Source organism: Acinetobacter sp. YQ_14 (genome assembly GCF_043102985.1).
GTDB lineage: Bacteria > Pseudomonadota > Gammaproteobacteria > Pseudomonadales > Moraxellaceae > Acinetobacter > Acinetobacter venetianus.
Genome location: NZ_JBICJJ010000024.1, coordinates 291494 through 309933, shown reverse-complemented (window position 1 = coordinate 309933; position 18440 = coordinate 291494). Strand labels below are relative to the sequence as shown.

The window sequence follows — 18440 nt, the reverse complement described above, 5'->3', positions numbered from 1 at the left end:
GCATCACAAAAGTAACGGTTTTTATTTATAGGGAAAATGTTGTTATTTCCCGTATAAATCGCAAACAACCTTTGTTTTGAACTAAACTGTTTCATGTAATAAAAAACGAAAGTATGCCATAGAAGGCATGTATAAATTCGCTAAATACATGAGGGAGAACCTGCAAAATGGGTTATCAGAAGATCGTGGTTCCTGCAGATGGTGACAAAATCACAGTGAATGCAGACCTGTCACTGAATGTTCCAAATCATCCAATCATTCCTTTCATTGAAGGTGATGGTATTGGTGTGGATATTACACCAGCAATGAAAGCAGTAGTAGATGCTGCAGTTTTAAAAGCTTACGGTGGTAAACGTTCGATCGAATGGATGGAAGTTTACTGCGGTGAAAAAGCCGATAAAATTTATGGCACATACATGCCAGAAGAAACATTTGAAGCTCTACGTGAGTTTATTATATCAATTAAAGGCCCATTAACCACACCTGTTGGTGGTGGTATTCGCTCATTGAATGTCGCTTTACGCCAAGAATTAGATTTATATGTATGTGTGCGCCCAGTACGTTGGTTTGAGGGCGTTCCTTCGCCTGTTCAACATCCTGAACTCACGGATATGGTGATTTTCCGCGAAAACTCTGAAGATATCTATGCTGGGATTGAATGGAAGGCCGACTCTCCAGAAGCCAAAAAAGTCATTAAATTTCTGCAAGAGGAAATGGGTGTGACCAAAATCCGTTTCCCAGAGGGTTGTGGCATTGGAATCAAACCTGTTTCGAAAGAAGGTACTCAGCGGTTGGTACGCAAAGCAATTCAGTTTGCAATTGATAATGACAAACCTTCTGTGACGCTTGTTCACAAAGGCAATATCATGAAATACACCGAAGGCGCATTCAAAGAATGGGGCTATGAATTGGCTCTTGAGCGTTTTGGTGGTGAGTTATTAGATGGTGGTCCTTGGGTAAAAATTAGAAATCCCAAAACAGGCAAAGACATTATTATCAAAGATGTGATTGCAGATGCCTTCTTGCAACAAATTTTGATGCGACCTGCTGACTATTCTGTGATTGCGACATTAAACCTTAATGGTGATTATATTTCTGATGCGCTTGCTGCTGAGGTTGGGGGAATTGGCATTGCGCCGGGTGCCAATATTGGTGGTGCAATTGCGGTTTATGAAGCAACTCACGGTACAGCTCCGAAATATGCAGGACAAGATAAAGTCAATCCGGGGTCGATTATTTTGTCAGCTGAAATGATGTTACGTGATATGGGCTGGGTAGAAGCTGCTGATTTGATTATCACAGGGGTTTCTGGTGCAATCTCCGCTCGTACTGTGACTTATGACTTTGAGCGTCTAATGCCAAATGCAACTTTGTTACGTTGTTCAGAGTTTGGTCGAGCGATCATTGAACATATGGAAGATTAACTTTTATTGAGTTAAGCAAAAAGAGCGGTATGATCCGCTCTTTTTTATTTTCAGCTAAGAATTCTTGACGTAATTTTTAGCCTACTATTTCAGTGGTTGTTAGTTTAGAAAAAGGATCTACATTTGGATCATTATTCCAAATATATTCTGCTTCTTCTGCACATAACTGTGCAACTTTTTCACCTTGAGTCTCGTGGATAAATGCAAGGATCATATCCATTCCCGCACTCACACCTGAAGATGTATAAAATTTTCCATCATTTACCCAACGCGCTTGTGCTTGCCATAACACTTTGTCATTTAGCTTTTTGACAAGTTCAAAGGCCATTTTATTCGAAGTGGCTTTGATTCCATCAAGAATACTTGTCGCAGCAAGCAGTGAGCTACCCGTACAAATACTTAGGACAGAGCCACTTTGAGAAGCCAAAGTTTTTAGCTTACCTAGGAATTCTTGATTTTTAATCAGTTCAAAAGTGACGATATCCCCTGGTACGACTAAAATACTTTGGCTATTGATTTCGATTGCCTTAAAAGCTTGAGTCTGAACTGTGACCCCATGTTTATTGGAAATTAATCCGCCATGTAGACTATAGAATTGCACTTGATAATGGGTTTGCAGTAAGCCAAAGAGTTCAACGGGCCCCATATATCGAGCGTCTCAAAGTCATCAAATACGATAGCATTCACTGGAATAGGCATTTTATTTCTCACAGATTTAATCTGCATAACACCATAAAGAGCTGCCTATTTTTCTGTGTGAATAACTGTATGGCTTATTTTTATTTATGCTAAATCATTGGACTTTTGAGCTGATCTGATAGCAAGCGATGCCTGAATTTAGAGGATTTTTTGAACATTCGAGCGACCAAGTATTTAAAAAAGTAGTTGTATCGAAAATTTAGAAAAAACTGTATCTATGATTTATCTACCAAACGTTCAAAATAATTGAAAATCAGAGAAGGTGCTGTGCCATGAAAATGTATCAAGTTGATGCTTTTACAAAAGAATTATTCAAAGGAAATCCAGCGGCAGTTTTTGTGATGGATGAATGGTTAGATGAACAGCTGATGCAAAATATTGCCATGGAAAACAATCTATCAGAAACAGCTTTTGTGAAAACGCTTGATGAGAGCAACTATGAGATTCGTTGGTTCTCTCCAACGGATGAAGTTGCATTTTGCGGTCATGCAACTTTAGCCAGTGCTTTTGTTCTTTTTAAGGATTTTACCACGGCGAAAACAATTCAATTTCATGTACGTGAATTGGGGGTTTTTATTGTTAGCCAAGATGCAGATGGCAAAATAAAAATGAACTTTCCGATCCGTAAAGCTGAATTAGTTTCTGAGTATCCACAAGCGTTACGTGATGGATTAACCAAGCCATTTAAAGCAGTTTATCGAAATGCTCAAGCTTATATTGTTGAGTATGAAACAGTGCAAGATGTATTGGACGAGCGGCCTAACTTGGAAAAACTCAAATTATTGGGACAAGTCCGTACAGCGATTACGGCATCTCAGCCAGATGTTGCAATTACAGCACGAGGAGAAGGGCAGTTTGATTGTGTATCCCGTTATTTTGCTCCAGCAATTGGGATTGATGAAGACCCTGTAACGGGTTCAATCCACACTGCGATTGTACCTCTTTGGGCTGAAAAATTAGATCAGACAAGATTAATTGCTTTACAAGCTTCTAAACGTGGTGGGATTTTAGAATGTGTTATCGCATCTGAAGATCGTATTGAAATCTCAGGTTATGCACGTCTGTATATGCAAGCTGAACTTACGCTTTAAGTTTTTAACTAAATCAATATAAAAACAAAGAAAAAAGCTGTTTAAATAAGCAGCTTTTTTCAAAACATAACTATTAAAGATGCGAATCATTCTCTACTATAGACTGTCATTTTTATTTAAATCACCAAAAATAATTGGATAATCTATGTTAATGCGGTTTAAGCAGCTTACTCTCTCTCTTTGTTTAATCGGGTTGAGTGCAGCGTCTTGGTCTCAGACGGTGCTCGTAAAAAGTGAAAAGAATATTGAGGAATATAAATTAGATAATGGTTTTAGAGTTATTCTTGCGCCAAACGATAAAGAAAATAAAGTTTATGTAAATACCGTTTATTTAACAGGTTCGTTAAATGATCCAAAAGGTAAAGGTGGTCTGGCTCATTTACTTGAACATTTGGCATTTAAAGGCACACAAAATGTTAAAGGTGAAGAGTTCCAGCGCCGTTTAGATCAATACACATTAATGACCAATGCCAGTACGGATTATTATTCGACTAAGTATTTAAATATTGTTCGCCCTGAAAAAAATGCATTGAATGAAATTCTATACCTTGAGTCTGAGCGTATGGATAAATTGGTGTTGCAAGAAAAGTTCGTTCCTTCTGAAATTGAAATCGTAAAACGTGAACGTGAAATCCGTATGGATCAACCTTTTGCTGTTTTATTAGATCAGATGTGGAAAGCCGCTTATGGCAATCAATATTTAGGTCGTTTGCCGATTGGTGATTTACCAGAGTTAAAATCTATAAAAATGAATGAGCTGAATCAGTTTTATAGAACATGGTATGCACCAAATAATGCAGTGATGGTGATTTCAGGAAAATTTGATAAGGCTGAAGTTTTAAGCAAAATCGACCAATACTTCAGTCCGATTGCTGCTCGTCCTGTACCTGCACCAGTTCAAGTGCCAGTCTTAGATTCAAGTAAAATTGAACAACGTCAGTTTACCGTTCAAAAGGGCAGTGACTTAGCCAAATTCCATATTTACATGAATGGAAAAAATACAGCATTACAACCAACTTTAGCCCTCGCACCTGCACTATATACAATGCAACCAAGTGGAGTGCTGTATAAGAGTATGGTTGAAACGGGTATAAGCACCGCTGTGCAATCGACAACATGGCTAGATCAAGATTTTAATGTTGTGTTTATGGGGGCAATTTACGCACCAAATCATGATGCTAAAAAGGTTGATGAATCTCTAAAGGTCGGGGTTGAAAATAGCCAACCATTTACTGAAGCTGAATTGCAACGTATTAAAAATATTACCCAAAACTCTGCTGATACTATTATGAATGATGCGGTGGCTTTAGGTTCTCGTTTAAGTGATTATGCTGTTTCATCTCATGGTCAATGGGATCAATATTTTAAAGATTTACAAGCAGTTCAAGATTTAAAACTTGATGATGCGAATAAAACACTAAAACAGTTTTTAGTGTCATCACATCGTATTTCAGGCGACATATTACCTACGCCTGAAGATCAAAAGAAAGCGATGACTTTAAAAACACAGGATAAACCAAAAACATTGGATCAAACTGCTGAAAAGCCTGAACCAATGAAAGATCCAAGCGTATATAAACAAGAAATTGCTCAGTTTGTAGCTCAGTCTGCACAAGAATTGCAAAAGAATGAGCAGAAGATCAAACGCGGTGAGTTAAAAAATGGGATTCGCTATGCTTTGTTCCCAACATCAACTCGTGATGATAAAACCTATGCGACGATTAGCTTAGACTTCGGTAACGAAAAATCATTATTTGGCAAAGGCGTTACTTTAGATTTAACCAGCTATTTAATGTTGCGTGGTTCTGAGAAGCATACCTTGCAAGAAATTACAGATAAAGCCATTGCTGCAAGTGGTGGTGCGTCAGTCAGTTCAAATGGCAATGGTTTTACGATCGTTGTTCAAGCGAAGAAAGATAAATTTGAGGATTTCTTAAACTTCATAATTGATGTCATTAAACAACCAAAATTCTCGCAAACTGAATTTGATCTAGCAAAGAATCAGAGCTTGTCTGTTTTAGATCGACCATATACCGAACCTGCGGTAGTGGCTTCAATGACACTCTCTAAAATTCTAGAAATTTATCAGCCTGGTGATTTACGTTATCACTTTGAACCTGAACTTGCGAAAAAAGAAATCAGTAATTCGACTCAAGCTCAAGTAAAACAATTCTATGATCAGTTCTTTGTTACTGATCATGCTCAGATTGCTGTAACAGGTGATTTTGATGCGAAGAAAATGCAAAAAACGTTGCAGAAAGCTTTTGGTTCTTGGAAATCAAAACAACCTTATGAAAAGGTAACTGGGCAATATACCGTCTATAAAGCACAGAAAGTTCATGCACTTTCTGAACAGCGTGAATTTGGTAGTTATCAAAGTATTTTGGCACTTCCTGTAGGTTCATATCATCAAGATGCACCAGCATTAATTGTACTCAGCCATATTCTAGGTAATTCGCAATTGTCTTCTCGTTTAGCGCAAGAGCTACGTGAGAAGAATGCATTAGTTTACGGTTTTGGTAGCGGCTTAGACTTAGATCCAGATGTGAATGATGGTACGCTAAGTATTACGGCAAACTATACTTCTGGTCGTTCTGATCAAGTTTCTCAATCTGTACATAAAGTGTTGAATGAGCTTTTGAGTAAAGGTGTGACTGAACAAGAAGTTGAAGCTGCAAAAGCAGACATTATGAAAAAACGTGTGACTTCTTTGGAAGATGAACGAAATATTCATGGGATGCTCACTGGTCAATTAGAGCGTAATAAAACGCTACTTGATCGTGCTACTCGAGATCAAGCACTTGCTAAATTAACCAAAGCAGATGTAGATGCAGTGATTAAAAAATACATCAAGTTAGATCATTTTGTTGAGGTGATGGCTGATCAATATGGACAGGCTCAGAACTCTCAATAATTTATTGAATATAGTGGGTTAGCTTTAGCTAGCAACCTTACTTAGATGCAAGTAGATAGATCGTTTCTTTCTGCTTGCATTTTATTATGCGTACAATCAATTGTTATGATGTTGATCATTATAAATAGAGGAACAAATCATGCTTTGGGCTGTGATCGCGGTCATTCTCGGATTGGTCTTATTAGTCTGGAGCGCAGACAAGTTTATTGATGGTGCTTCAGCAACGGCAAGTCATTTTGGTATGCCGCCATTATTGGTTGGTATGGTGATAGTAGGCTTTGGCACGTCTGCACCTGAAATTGTTGTTTCTGTGATGGCTGCGATAGATGGCAATCCAGGACTGGCATTAGGCAATGCTTATGGCTCCAATATCGCAAATATTGCATTAATACTTGGTGTTACGGTTCTAATTCAACCGATCATGGTGCATTCCGCTGTTGTGCGTAAAGAACTTCCTCTGTTATTGCTTGTGACAGGTATTTGTATTTTTCAGATCTTTGATGGTGTGCTTAGTCGAAATGATGCCATTATTATGCTGTTGATGCTTGTTTTATATATGGGCTGGACGATTTGGCAAGGAATGAGAAACCAAAGTGATGTATTAAGTCATGAGTTTGATCACCAATTACAAGAGAAAGAAGTCCCTTTAAAAACATCAATATTTCAACTGATTTTTGGTTTGATTGTCTTAGTGATTAGTTCACGACTATTGGTTTGGGGATCTGTGGAAATCGCTCAAGCTTTTGGTGTTAGTGAGCTGATTATAGGTTTAACCGTTGTTGCTGTTGGTACATCCTTACCTGAGTTGGCATCTTCTATTGCAGCGGCCCGAAAAGGAGAGCTTGATATTGCGATTGGCAATGTGATCGGCTCAAATATGTTTAATACACTCGCTGTGGTTGGGCTTGCTGGCATAATTCATCCTACGATAGTGCCGCCAGAAGTTTTACAGCGCGATATGGTTGTCATGGGCACACTGACATTGAGCTTGTTACTTTTCACGTTGAGCTTTAAAGGGCAAGGTCGGATTGGACGCGTTAAAGGTAGTATCTGGCTATTTAGTTTTGTTGCATACACATGTTATTTGATTAATACTGCATTTTAAATGGAAAAAGGCACTGAAATATTCAATGCCTTTTTCTTATTGAGGAATGAAATAGTCATTCCCGTACATTCGAATTAGTGATCATGCTTATGTGCGTGGAAGTCTTCGTTTTTACGGAAGCGAAGATAGTTTTCAAATTGTTCGCAATATTCATCAAAATTATCTTCTAACATCATTTGGAATTGTTGGAGTAAATAAGACATCACTTGTTCTTTCGCTTCACGCATTTCTTCGCCATCTTTAAAGTTATTGGCAGCAACCCACGTATTAAAACGAGCAGTGGCGAATAACATAGCCGCGCTCACTTGACCACGTAATTCTTCTGGCTTTGCTTGTTGACCTTTCGGTGGGTGACAGAAATCATTTGCTTGCTTGATAAACTCATCCGCACGCTCAAAAAACACCGCATTTAAAGCTTCTTCTTCCGTTACATCAGTGGCATTAATTTTTTGAGACATGGTATTTCCAAACAACAAATAAGACACATTATTATAGACAAAGCCTTGTCGAAACTAAACCTTTGTCTTAATCTAAAATAGCCTAAGCAATTCGGATCAAGATGATGCAAGATACGATCGCCATTCAAAGTCTAAAAACAGATATAGCTTTACTTCGTCAACATATTTATCCACCACAATACTTGCAGCATGTCGAAGGTTTGCCAATTTATTATGGATTGAAAGAAGAAGTTGAAGCGTATTATCGTCAATGGCAGCCTTTGATCGAAAGAGCACAGCAGTTGTGTCAGCCGTTTATGGAAGATGAAGCTGTGGAAGCGATTCATCTACCAAGCCATTTAAATCTACCCTTGTTTTTCTTTCATGTAGATCGAATTCGTATTAATAAAACGCGAGCTAAAGAATCAAAGACCTTTCGTGGTGTGGCTGCTTTGGTGGAGAAATGCGGGCAGTTTGATACAGATCAAATCTTTGCGATGCAGGAATGGTTGGGAAGTGATGACACGGCAGCTTTAGTCGCCCATCGTGAATTTATTGATTTACGAACTTATGTGTTTCAGCATGGACAAAGTGAATATACACGAACACGTTTTTATATGAATGGCGTGATTCTGAGTGTTGAGCCACATTTTAAATTAGTAGATGCACGGGATAAGCCACGTAAGCAACGTAATGATAGTTATAGTGATCCGATTGCAGATAATGGGATTTGGAAAATTTTTGGAAAGTATCGGTAAATGATTTAATTGAGTATTTTACTCGAAAATATGAGTGTCGGGAGCGTCATCTACAACCTGAGCAAGCCAAAGCGATTAAAGCTTTGGCACAGCGCAAGACAAACGAAGTGCGTAGTTCATGCTCAAGCAAGCTTTCACCTTGCGGTACGGCAAAGATTATTAATCTTTGCTATTCGTACCTCAGGTTTTGTAGATCTTACGTTGCTATAACCGCAACTCAGGTTTTACCTACTTTTCCCGAAATGAGAAACAACGTTTCGCAAGGTAGGTCTCCGAAGGTATCTTCTGAAATTGAATGAAAAGTCGGCATGACTCCGATATGAAATAAACTTAGAAAATGAAAATTTATTACCAAAAAGCGTCTTGAACAGATAGAGTTTTCAGCTTTTTATCTGCTTTCTTTGCAACATGCGGTTGTTGCGCTTTGACCCAACCTAATGCAAATAGAAATTCTGATTGTCCTACTGCTTGTTGCTCAAAGATTTTTTCAGCAACATAAAGATCATTATAAAAACCTAAATATTCCTGAATCGGCTCCAGTTTATCTAAAAATGGTTGGATATTTTTCTCAGGATAAAGACCTGCAATAAAGTCGATGCAGTAACGCAATTGTTTAACACGTTTACGAGTGCGATGTTGTTGCTCAACAGGAAGATCCAGAAACTGAGCCGAGTCTTTTAGAATTTTGGCGTACAATTTCGATAAGCTTTTTGCTGCCTGTTTAGATAGTTTGGCTTTATGTTCATTTTCACTATACAGAAAGTTCAATAATGATAAAAATAACTGAGTTGTTTTGGGATGGCTAAACTGTTGAGCAATGTCCTTTGTTTGATTGGCGATCAGCGGAAATTCAAAATGCGATACCTGTTGAACCAAAGGAATGACAGCGTCTTTGATTGCATCAAGATCACGAGATTGCCCTAGAGCTTGGAAAATTTCTGCCAATTGGCTTTCCCATGTTGGATCAATTTGTGTTGACCAATTGGAAAAATGTTTCAAAGCAGAACGCAAGCGGCGTAATCCAACACGCGCTTGATGGACATGGGTCGCTTCGGCTACACCATCTGCAATCGCAGCTGCATTAGGCAGAATATGGTTCAAGGTATTTTCAATAATCTGTTTTATTGCTTGTTCGGCACTGGCATTTGATTCTAAATTTAACGATTTAGCTTTGGTGGCAGGAGAAACTTTTTTGCCAATAGCCAATAAATTACCGCGTTCTGCTTTGCTTCTTACATCGAGCCATAACTGATATTTTTCTACCCAAGTTTTAGAGAAAAGAATTAAATCTTGAGCAGAACCTTGTTTCAGTTCAAATTCTACCTCACAGATTTTTGCTTGATCGGTAGGTGTACGGATTTCTCCGTCATCTAAGCAGACTTCTATTTTTGAGTTTTCAAATTCAAATACATGAAAGCTTCTTTGTACATCAGTTTGAAACTGCAAGATTAATTCTGGAGCATTATTACCCAAAATATCACGTAGGACACTTTGAACAGTTTGGTTATGTTTATAAAGAGATAGATCGAGTTCAGGTTCTTCTGCGCATTTACCCAAGAAAATATCTTCTTCGATACGCTGTAAATGATTTTTGCTCGCCGCTTTAAATGTCTGTACCCAATGTTCACCTTCTTGACGTAGACGAATCGCAACGTAATTTTTCGCAAGTAGGCGGTCTGCTGTATCGTAATACTTAGCTTGTAAACGAATTTTCTGTGCTTTTTGCTTATTTAAAGTTTGTAAGACATTTTTTTTCTTAGATTCAGGAAGTTGAAATTTTAACTCTATTTCCATGATGTAATGACTCCTGATCAATGAGACTGATAAATATAAAAATGAGTATAACCTGTTGATCTTAACAATCATTGTAAAGTTGTTTTAAGTTGGAAAAGGATGGTATGCAATGACTTTATTTTGAACAAAAAATGCATTAACGTGTGCTAAGCCTTAGAAGATTAGGATGATCATAAAATGAATGCGCCAGCAAATTTACCTCAGCCAGTGGAATTCTCTTTGCCTATTAAAAACTACAATGAGTTTTACCGTTTTTATTTAACTGAGCATCGAAATATTACGAGCCGCCGTTTGCATGTGGTAGGCAGTTCGATCGGTTTGTATTTCTGGAGTAAAGCGATTCGCCAACGCAAGGCAAAATATTTGGTTTATGGTCTACTATCTGGTTATGCTTGTGCATGGGTGGGGCATTTCTTCTTTGAACATAATAAGCCAGCAAGTTTCAAGCAACCTTTATATAGCTTTATTTCAGATTGGCGTATGTTGTCAGATGTTGTACGTGGACGATTGAGTTTAGTTGATCGTCAGTTTGATAAGATTGATAGCTAATTATCTTTGTAATATATCTATTTACATAAGTTTAGATAGATATATTTTAAATACTTGATGAAGTACAAGCCTTAATTTTTTATTTAAAACACAAGCTAAGATTGACTTGCCGTTAACTGCCCTTCGGCAATAAGTTGCTCTGCCATTTCTTTGGTTTTTCTTAAACCAGGCATTCTATATTCAGTGTGACCATAGTCTTTGATTGACTTCCAACGGCCACCCCAAGTCAATCCTACAGATTCTGCAACTTCCCCATAAAGTTGATAGCCGCGCATTGCCCAAGGATCTCGTTCCGTAATCACAATTTTTCCATTGCGTCTAAATGCGACATCGGCAGCAAGCCCAAACTGGTGATAGCTTTGATAACCTTTAGCACGTGTTGTATTTGGATTGCCTGCTAGCATGTTTTGTCGACTTGGGCTGCGATAACCTTCCAGTAACACAAGGTCATACCCATGTTGTTCCTTCATGATTTTAAAGACCATAAGTAGACGTTGTTTATAACGAGGATTAATTTTATCCCATTTACGATCAACAAGAGGCGAGTCTAAATTACCATGTGAGTGTGTTATTGGAATCTCGATTTGAGATGCATCAATGCTCATATTATGTTGAGCCTGATATGCTTGCTCTAATCGAGTTGCTTCGACAATTGCATCTTGAACTAGTGTTTCATCTACTTCTGGTGGAGGACTAAGTATTTCTCCATCAAGTAAGGCATAAATTTGCGGATCAGTTTCTTTTAAATATTCTGCTTCGATTCGAGTAGAATCGATCGGCCGTGTAAATGCAAAGATCAGAATACTAGAAAATAAAAAGAAACCTGCAATTAAGATCCACCATTGTTGTAAATGCCAATCCGACTGGATTCGCGAAGGAGATGCCGCTTGATGCATATTTTCAGCAAACTGCATTGCATTTGCTAATCGCTTCTTACTATCAGGAATTAAAGACAGCAAACTTTGCTTAACTTTAAAACGCAATTCGTGTGACATTAATAGTGTTAGTGTAATGACAATACTGATGAAGCAGATTGCAATAAACCAAATCATTGTTTAATGGAGTTCGTTCACTGTAAAAGGTTTTTGCGTCACTTTAATTTGAACTGTTGCTTGAGGTGCTTCAACTTCTGGTTCGGTAACTTGTGATTTAGGTTCGTTTGTTTGGACAGGTTTCGAAATATTGTTATTTTGCGGTGAGGTTGTTCTGTTTGCTGTCGTAGTTGATTTAACAACTAAAGGTGGATGTGCCACTTTTTTATTTGGTTCATTTGCAAATGGTGAGCTTCTTTGTTCTGTCTGAGTTGTTGGTACTGTTGGCGCATGCTGGAAGAATTTATTTAAGTCATTACTGCCAGGTTGTACGAGATTATTGTCCTCTTCTGCTCCCATAGCATCATCATGAGTTGAGGTTACAGCAATTTCTTTTGATGATTCTTTTTGCGTTTCAACTGGTAATGAAGAATGTTCTTGCTCCGTTTGGATATTATCTACTTCTGTTTTGCTTTTCTGTTGCGTCATAAAGAAAACAAAGCCAATCAATAAAGTACAAGCTACACCTGAAATAAATCCAATCAAAACATAAACGATAGGAGATAGACTTTTTTTCTTATTGGTTTGTAATAAGCGTAAAGAAGTTGGTTTTTCCTGAATCATGCGCTATCAACTAAGGTAAATGGATGGTGATATGTGCTTCTTCAGCTGGTGCTGAAATAACATTCTGATAAGGCGATAAAGCACTTTGATTTTGTTTTGACAACATAAATCTCAGTCCAGAAAATGTCAGTACACTGAATATTAATAAGAAGATCAAAATCCACAAAAACGGTAACTCATGATGGATAATATTTTTAATTTGGTCAGGGATCGCAGCAAAAGGTGAGAAAGCGGCTTTTTTCCCTTTTAAATAATCAATTTCATCACCGACACGAGCAACTAGATGGTTTAGACTTTCCACTGATTCCAAACGATACTTACCTTGAAAACCAAGAAGTAAACAGTAGTGAAAAACTTCTAGCGATGCTAAACGTTCTTTTCCTCGACTACGAAGTTGTTCGAGGATTTCAAAAAAACGATAGCCAGCCAGTTGTGAGCCAAACAAACTGAGCTGCAATGGGCTTATTAACCATGTGTTTTGTAGATTAAAGTAAGCAGCATCTTGTTGTGTTGCGATAGTTTCATCGATTAAAGCACAAAAGGCATATTTCGCATCGTGAATATCATCAGCAGGGAATTGTAATCGTTTCGCTTGTTGTTCGAAGCGATTGAGTAAGTCCAAAATCTTTTCGCGAAAATCATTGGGATTTGAAGGAATATATTTGTTTCGGAGTAAGAAGACCAGATAAAAACCATCATGCAATAAATCAATTAAATTCGTTGCTTGAGTTTTATTTAGCGTCTGATCAGAACTTGGAAGTCCTGAACCAATTTTACCATCATCAAATAAAGACGGGATGCCTGTAGGATGTTGCGTCATTGCTATTCTCTTAGGTATTCATTACAGCAATCAGTTCAATGCTAATGTCTTGAAAGCCCGCAGGGACATAGACACATATCGTTTCTGATTCAAGCATTCTTTGATACAGTTCATGGTGTGGCTCAATTTCAAAATAGCTCACCCCAGAGCGCACTGGAATTGCGGTAGGAACTTGCATTAAGTGATGAATTGGTACAGCTGGAAGTGCAGCAATAACCCGTTGCTCAACGTCAATGGTACTGCCAACTTTGAAGCGCAAAGGAACGATTTGAATGAGTTCATGGGTTTGCATCATGCTGCTAGAAACAGCAATATATAACCGTGTATCACGGGTAATTTTGTCTGACTCTAGACTACCGACCCAATAAGATGGTCGAGTTTCTTTTAATGCAATATTGAAATAACGACTTGAAATAATAGTGTCTAACAAGTCTCTTAAAATAATATCCAGTTTTTGAAAGCTGTCTTGCAGCTGTTGATGTTGGTAATGTGGTAAATGATCAACATCATAAGCAGTTGAAAATGTCAGCAGTGAACCTGCAAGTCTCAGCAATTCAGCGAATAAACGTTCAGGATGCACCAATGGATATTGTTGAAGATGATTTAAACCTGCATAAGCGGTATTTAATGCATTAATTAACCAGAAAGAGACAATATCACCGGAACGGAACTCAATCAGCTTTTGTTCATTCTCACGATTATTACTTTGGATCGTTTTAATTTTTGCCTTAATGACATTCAGTGTACGTTTTAGATTTCCAGTTAAAGACTCAGAAGCCGCAATATGTAAAATGGGTGGAATGAATTTTTGATCAAGTTCAAAGCTGCCAGAACTTTGACGTTTTAATTTCCCAATCGCTAAATATAAGAAACCATCCAAATTTTGGCTGGGTTGAATATGTGGTTCGAGTAATTTGAATTCAGCTCTACGGCGTAATAAATTGAGTTCTGCAGGACTTGCATCTGTGAATAAATCATGAGTTTCCGTTAAATAATTATGATAACGGCTTGATACGGTTCGAGTGTCATCTGCAATATTCTTTTTGTTTGCTTGTAACATTGGCAAAGCCAAATAAACGATCATTTCACCCTGAAGATTTAAATCGTCTAGTAAAAGCGGTTCAGGTAACAGATCTTGGGCAGGGGCGTGGTAGATTTCACCGTCCTGCCAAATAATTTCTACATCTTCTAAAGCAAGTACGTGTGTAGAAAGTTGTATTGAATCAAATTTTAGTTTCTGTACGCCATAAGCATGAGGAATCATTGCTCGAACAGTATGATTCAAACGCTGCTCATGATAGGTATCTTGGATCTGGAAATGTTGAGGGCGTAAAAATAATCCTTCACCCCACAATACTTTTTCTGCTTTAAACATCTTTACTTACCAATCTTTATTCATATTCATTCTTTGGTTGAACACCTAATGTGTCTTGCAACATTTGCAGCGGATGTTCATCCTTAATTACATGTGTTAACCATTCATGAAGTGGCATCTGACTCCATTTAATTGTTTTTTGCAGCATATAACTAACAGGGCTATGAGGTTCATTTTTCTCAAAGTAAGTTGCAATATCCTGTAATACTCGCATTGCTTGTTCACGATTCTCAATGTGGGATTGAATTTGAGGCTGAAAAGACATTTGGTTTTGAGGAATGCTTTGTTGAGTCAATATTTCGGTTGTTGTCGGTGCCATTATTGTTTCAGTCACAGTTATGTTTTGCTGAGAGGTCTGCACAAAGTTCTCTGTTTTATAAATTTTTTTCAGACTGATATGAATGTTATCTAAATTTGAATCTATTGAAGCAAAACTTGGTGAGTCTAAGCCTAATAAGTCATCCAATACTTGTTTTAAAACAGACCATTGCTGGAGTATTTCATTAAAATATTGGTAATTTTTGATAACAAAATTTTTATCGGTATTCGATACAGCTTGTTCAAATAATTCTAACTCTGTTGAATTTTGTGAACTCTCATATTCATCGCTCTGTTTGCGACGAATATTTTCATGATAGAGAAAGTTGTCATAATCTAAAAGATGATAGAAAGGAGCTTGATTGATTAGTGGGACTTTCTTAATTAATAAAGGAAGTTGATTAATTAAGCCTTGTAATAAACCTATGCGTTGATCTAAGTCATCATCTTCTACTTCTGGATGTATGCTTAACCAATATTGCTCAAGGAGTTGATGACTTAATTCAAGACTTTTCGAGATCCCTTCAAAACCATAAAGATTGGCCCAAGCTTCAGAGAGCCAAGTAAGTAAGCGAATATCTTTACTTTTGGATTGAAGTAAATCGACTGAAGTAGATGCGACAAAATCCCAATCCGCTTGTTTAGGTTCAGTAACCCAATCACCTTGATCTAACAGTAGGTCATCTTGAGTTTTTGCTTTTTTAATTGCATGAAACTCATTGGAAAAAGAAAAATCCTCACCACACGGCGCTTGCTCGTAAATTGGGGTGAGGAGAGATGATATATCCATGTACATAACAATGTTGACTCAATCTTTAAATTACTAAACGTCAGCTTTAGTTTTCTTACTAGTGCGCTTTTTAGTGACTTTCTCTGCTGGCTCTAATTGATAGCTAATATCATCATCTTTAATATCAATTATGATACGTTTAGGGAGTTTATGTTCAGCTAATGCCACTAAAATCTCAGTCGCGAGAGAAGGTAATACACTTGAATTCAAAATGTTATCGACATTACGTGCGCCGCTATCAACTTCTGTACAACGACTTAAAAGTAATTCGACGAGGTCATCAGAATATTCAACTGCCGTTGCATATTGGTTTTCAATACGTTGAATAATTTTGCCAAGTTTATGTTTAATGATTCGAACAAGTAGGTCATCATGTAATGGAAAGTATGGAACAATTCGCATACGTCCAATAAAAGCAGGTTTAAATTGTTTATATAAACTTGGTTTTAGATGCTCAATCAGATCCTCAGCATTTGGCCAATCTTCAACAGGCTGGTTTAAACAGGCTTGCATAATCGCGCTTGAACCAGTATTTGAGGTCAACAAGATCGTGATATTTTTAAAATCAATAATACGACCTTCTCCATCTTCAAGCATACCTTTATCAAAGACCTGATAAAAAAGTTCTTGAACATCACTATGTGCTTTTTCTATTTCATCTAATAGAACCACGCTATATGGGTTTCGGCGTACAGCTTCAGTTAAGACACCACCTTGTCCATAACCGACATAACCTGGAGGTGCACCTTTTAAAGATGAAACAGTATGTGCTTCTTGATATTCAGACATATTGATCGTAATCAAATGTTGTTCACCACCATACAGTTCATTTGCAAGCGCGAGCGCAGTTTCTGTCTTACCTACACCACTTGGACCAACCAGCAAAAAAACACCTTGTGGTTTATTGGGATCTTCTAATTTTGCTTTAGAAGTTTTGATTCCTTGTACGAGTTGTGACAGGGCATAGTCTTGCCCCATAACTCGTTCTGCTAATTTATCTTCAAGGGTTAAAATCTGCTTAATTTCATCATTGACCATATTTCCAACAGGTATACCAGTCCAGTCAGAAATAATTTCATTAATGATGCGTGCATTTACACGTTCAAATACCAATGGTGCTTGGCCTTGCAGTTGCTCTAATTCTGTCCTTAAAGCCTCAATTTTAGAATGTGCTGATTCATCCTCAGATTGAGTATTTAGTTGGTTAATTTCTTGTACAAGTTTTAATTCTTGCTGCCATTTTTCCTCTGTTGCCTGAATATCTTGATCTAAAGTCGCAAGTTGCTGTTTAAGTGACTCTAATCGTTCATGATGAATTGGGAAATGCTGATGTTCTTGAATTAAAATCTGTTGCTCAAGGTTTAAGTTGTGTTGCTGTGCTTTAAGTTGATCTAGAAGAACTGGCTGAGCATTCTGGGTTAATGCAACACGGGCTGCTGCCGTATCTAATACGCTAACTGCTTTGTCTGGAAGTTGTCGACCACTAATGTAACGATGAGAGGCTTGAACCGCAGTAATTATTGCTTGATCATCAATATGTAAATTGAAATGATTTTGCATGACTGGGATCATGGCACGTAGCATATCAATAGCAACTTCTTCTGTGGGTTCTTCAACTTTGACAACTTGGAATCTACGGCTAAGTGCCGCATCTTTTTCGAAGTATTGTTTATATTCAGCCCAAGTTGTTGCGGCAATCGTTCTTAACTCACCACGTGCTAAAGCAGGCTTAAGTAGATTTGCAGCATCATTTTGTCCCGCTTGACCACCAGCACCGATTAATGTGTGCGCTTCGTCAATAAATAAAATAATAGGATGTGTTGATGCTTGAACTTCTTGAATCACTTGTTTTAATCGGTTTTCAAATTCACCCTTTACGCTAGCGCCTGCTTGTAATAATCCCATATCTAAAACATGGATATGTACATTCTTGAGTGCATCTGGAACCAGACCTTGAGCAATTTTTAAAGCTAAGCCTTCCACAACAGCCGTTTTTCCTACGCCCGGTTCACCTGTCAAAATTGGATTGTTCTGACGACGACGCATCAAAATATCCAGCATTAAACGAATTTCGAATTCACGACCAATCACTGGATCAATCAATCCCTTTTGCGCTTTTTCGGTCAAATTGATTGTGTACTGATCTAGGGCTGGCGTCTTAACAGGGATCGGAGCATTTTGAGATTTATTCTGTTGCCCATCTATTGAAAGGCTATTTTCTATTTGGGTTTGTTCGCTACTTTGTTCACAAATATCAAGGAACTTGTGTTTCATTGTATCTATTGGGAATAGCTCAAATAAACTTGAAGCTCTCGCGGCAATTTGTTGCAAATCAGGTGCAGTTAGTAATGCAACAAGCAAGTGGCCGCTGCGAATGATAGGTGTTTGTTCCGCAGAGGCTAATAACCATGCTTGTTCAAATAATTTAACGATAGATTTTGCAAAAATAGGGGTTCTAGTATTTCCTTTGGGTAAGGATAGAATGGTTTCTTTTAAATCATTAATTAATGCTTCGTAAGATATATTATTTTTCTTTAATAAAATAAGTAAATCATTGGGTTCTTTTTGATTTAATAACTCTACAAATAAATGTTCTATTTCTATTTCATAATTTAATTGGTTAATACAATAATTTGCAGATTTTTCTAAAGCTGAACGAGTAGGTTGGGATAGTTTTGTAATTAAAACCTTAAGATTACTCATTTACGACT

At 37.6% G+C, this 18440-nt stretch carries 14 protein-coding genes and 1 pseudogene; 6 read left to right on the top strand and 9 right to left on the bottom strand.

Translation table 11 applies throughout. The features are described 5' to 3' along the window. Positions 1–167: 167 nt before the first annotated feature. The gene (gene icd / locus ACF8D3_RS14680) at positions 168–1424 is read left to right on the top strand and encodes an NADP-dependent isocitrate dehydrogenase (protein WP_004878398.1); all 1257 of its coding nucleotides are present in this window, start codon (positions 168–170) and stop codon (positions 1422–1424) included. 76 nt (positions 1425–1500) lie between these two features. On the opposite strand, the pseudogene ACF8D3_RS14675 reads toward icd, so the two are convergent. Then, positions 1501–2123 (bottom strand): annotated as a pseudogene (locus tag ACF8D3_RS14675) (DJ-1/PfpI family protein). 272 nt (positions 2124–2395) lie between these two features. Between ACF8D3_RS14675 and ACF8D3_RS14670 the strand changes: the two are divergent. The 3 genes from ACF8D3_RS14670 (at position 2396) to ACF8D3_RS14660 (ending at position 7233) form a co-directional block, all read left to right on the top strand. Beyond that, on the top strand, positions 2396–3214 hold the full coding sequence (locus ACF8D3_RS14670; protein WP_392472122.1) for a PhzF family phenazine biosynthesis protein: 819 nt from the start codon (positions 2396–2398) through the stop codon (positions 3212–3214). Between the two features lie 145 nt (positions 3215–3359). Next, positions 3360–6128, top strand: coding sequence for a M16 family metallopeptidase (locus tag ACF8D3_RS14665; RefSeq protein WP_392472120.1), 2769 nt, complete (start codon positions 3360–3362; stop codon positions 6126–6128). Positions 6129–6267: 139 nt separating this feature from the next. After that, positions 6268–7233 (top strand): calcium/sodium antiporter, encoded by a 966-nt coding sequence (locus ACF8D3_RS14660; RefSeq protein ID WP_392472118.1) that lies wholly within the window; start codon positions 6268–6270, stop codon positions 7231–7233. A 74-nt stretch (positions 7234–7307) separates the two neighbouring features. Here ACF8D3_RS14660 and ACF8D3_RS14655 read toward each other — a convergent pair whose 3' ends face one another. Beyond that, positions 7308–7691: a DUF3144 domain-containing protein gene (locus ACF8D3_RS14655; RefSeq protein ID WP_392472116.1), complete on the bottom strand. Its 384-nt coding sequence runs from the start codon at positions 7689–7691 to the stop codon at positions 7308–7310. Between the two features lie 104 nt (positions 7692–7795). Between ACF8D3_RS14655 and ACF8D3_RS14650 the strand changes: the two genes are divergently transcribed. Beyond that, the gene (locus tag ACF8D3_RS14650; protein ID WP_392472114.1) at positions 7796–8428 is read left to right on the top strand and encodes a hypothetical protein; all 633 of its coding nucleotides are present in this window, start codon (positions 7796–7798) and stop codon (positions 8426–8428) included. Between the two features lie 348 nt (positions 8429–8776). Here ACF8D3_RS14650 and ACF8D3_RS14645 read toward each other — a convergent pair whose 3' ends face one another. After that, complete coding sequence (locus ACF8D3_RS14645) at positions 8777–10222, bottom strand: CHAD domain-containing protein (protein WP_392472112.1); 1446 nt, start codon at positions 10220–10222, stop codon at positions 8777–8779. Between the two features lie 177 nt (positions 10223–10399). Here ACF8D3_RS14645 and ACF8D3_RS14640 point away from each other — a divergent pair, with 177 nt between their 5' ends. Then, positions 10400–10771, top strand: coding sequence for an Mpo1-like protein (locus tag ACF8D3_RS14640; RefSeq protein WP_392472110.1), 372 nt, complete (start codon positions 10400–10402; stop codon positions 10769–10771). Between the two features lie 95 nt (positions 10772–10866). On the opposite strand, the gene ACF8D3_RS14635 is transcribed toward ACF8D3_RS14640, so the two are convergent. Genes ACF8D3_RS14635 through tssH form a run of 6 tightly spaced genes read right to left on the bottom strand, consistent with a single transcriptional unit; the run spans position 10867 to position 18432 of the window. Further along, on the bottom strand, positions 10867–11823 hold the full coding sequence (locus ACF8D3_RS14635; RefSeq protein ID WP_392472108.1) for a M15 family metallopeptidase: 957 nt from the start codon (positions 11821–11823) through the stop codon (positions 10867–10869). A gap of 3 nt (positions 11824–11826) precedes the next feature. Beyond that, on the bottom strand, positions 11827–12426 hold the full coding sequence (locus tag ACF8D3_RS14630) for a hypothetical protein (protein ID WP_392472107.1): 600 nt from the start codon (positions 12424–12426) through the stop codon (positions 11827–11829). Between the two features lie 10 nt (positions 12427–12436). Next, positions 12437–13246 (bottom strand): type IVB secretion system protein IcmH/DotU, encoded by an 810-nt coding sequence (icmH, locus tag ACF8D3_RS14625; RefSeq protein ID WP_278397482.1) that lies wholly within the window; start codon positions 13244–13246, stop codon positions 12437–12439. A gap of 10 nt (positions 13247–13256) precedes the next feature. Beyond that, on the bottom strand, positions 13257–14621 hold the full coding sequence (gene tssK, locus ACF8D3_RS14620; RefSeq protein WP_007481653.1) for a type VI secretion system baseplate subunit TssK: 1365 nt from the start codon (positions 14619–14621) through the stop codon (positions 13257–13259). Between the two features lie 16 nt (positions 14622–14637). Beyond that, a complete protein-coding gene (gene tssA, locus ACF8D3_RS14615; protein ID WP_392472105.1) occupies positions 14638–15735 on the bottom strand; it encodes a type VI secretion system protein TssA in 1098 nt (365 codons plus the stop codon). 27 nt (positions 15736–15762) lie between these two features. Beyond that, entirely contained in the window at positions 15763–18432 is a 2670-nt protein-coding gene (tssH, locus tag ACF8D3_RS14610; RefSeq protein ID WP_392472103.1) for a type VI secretion system ATPase TssH, read from the bottom strand. Positions 18433–18440: the final 8 nt, after the last annotated feature.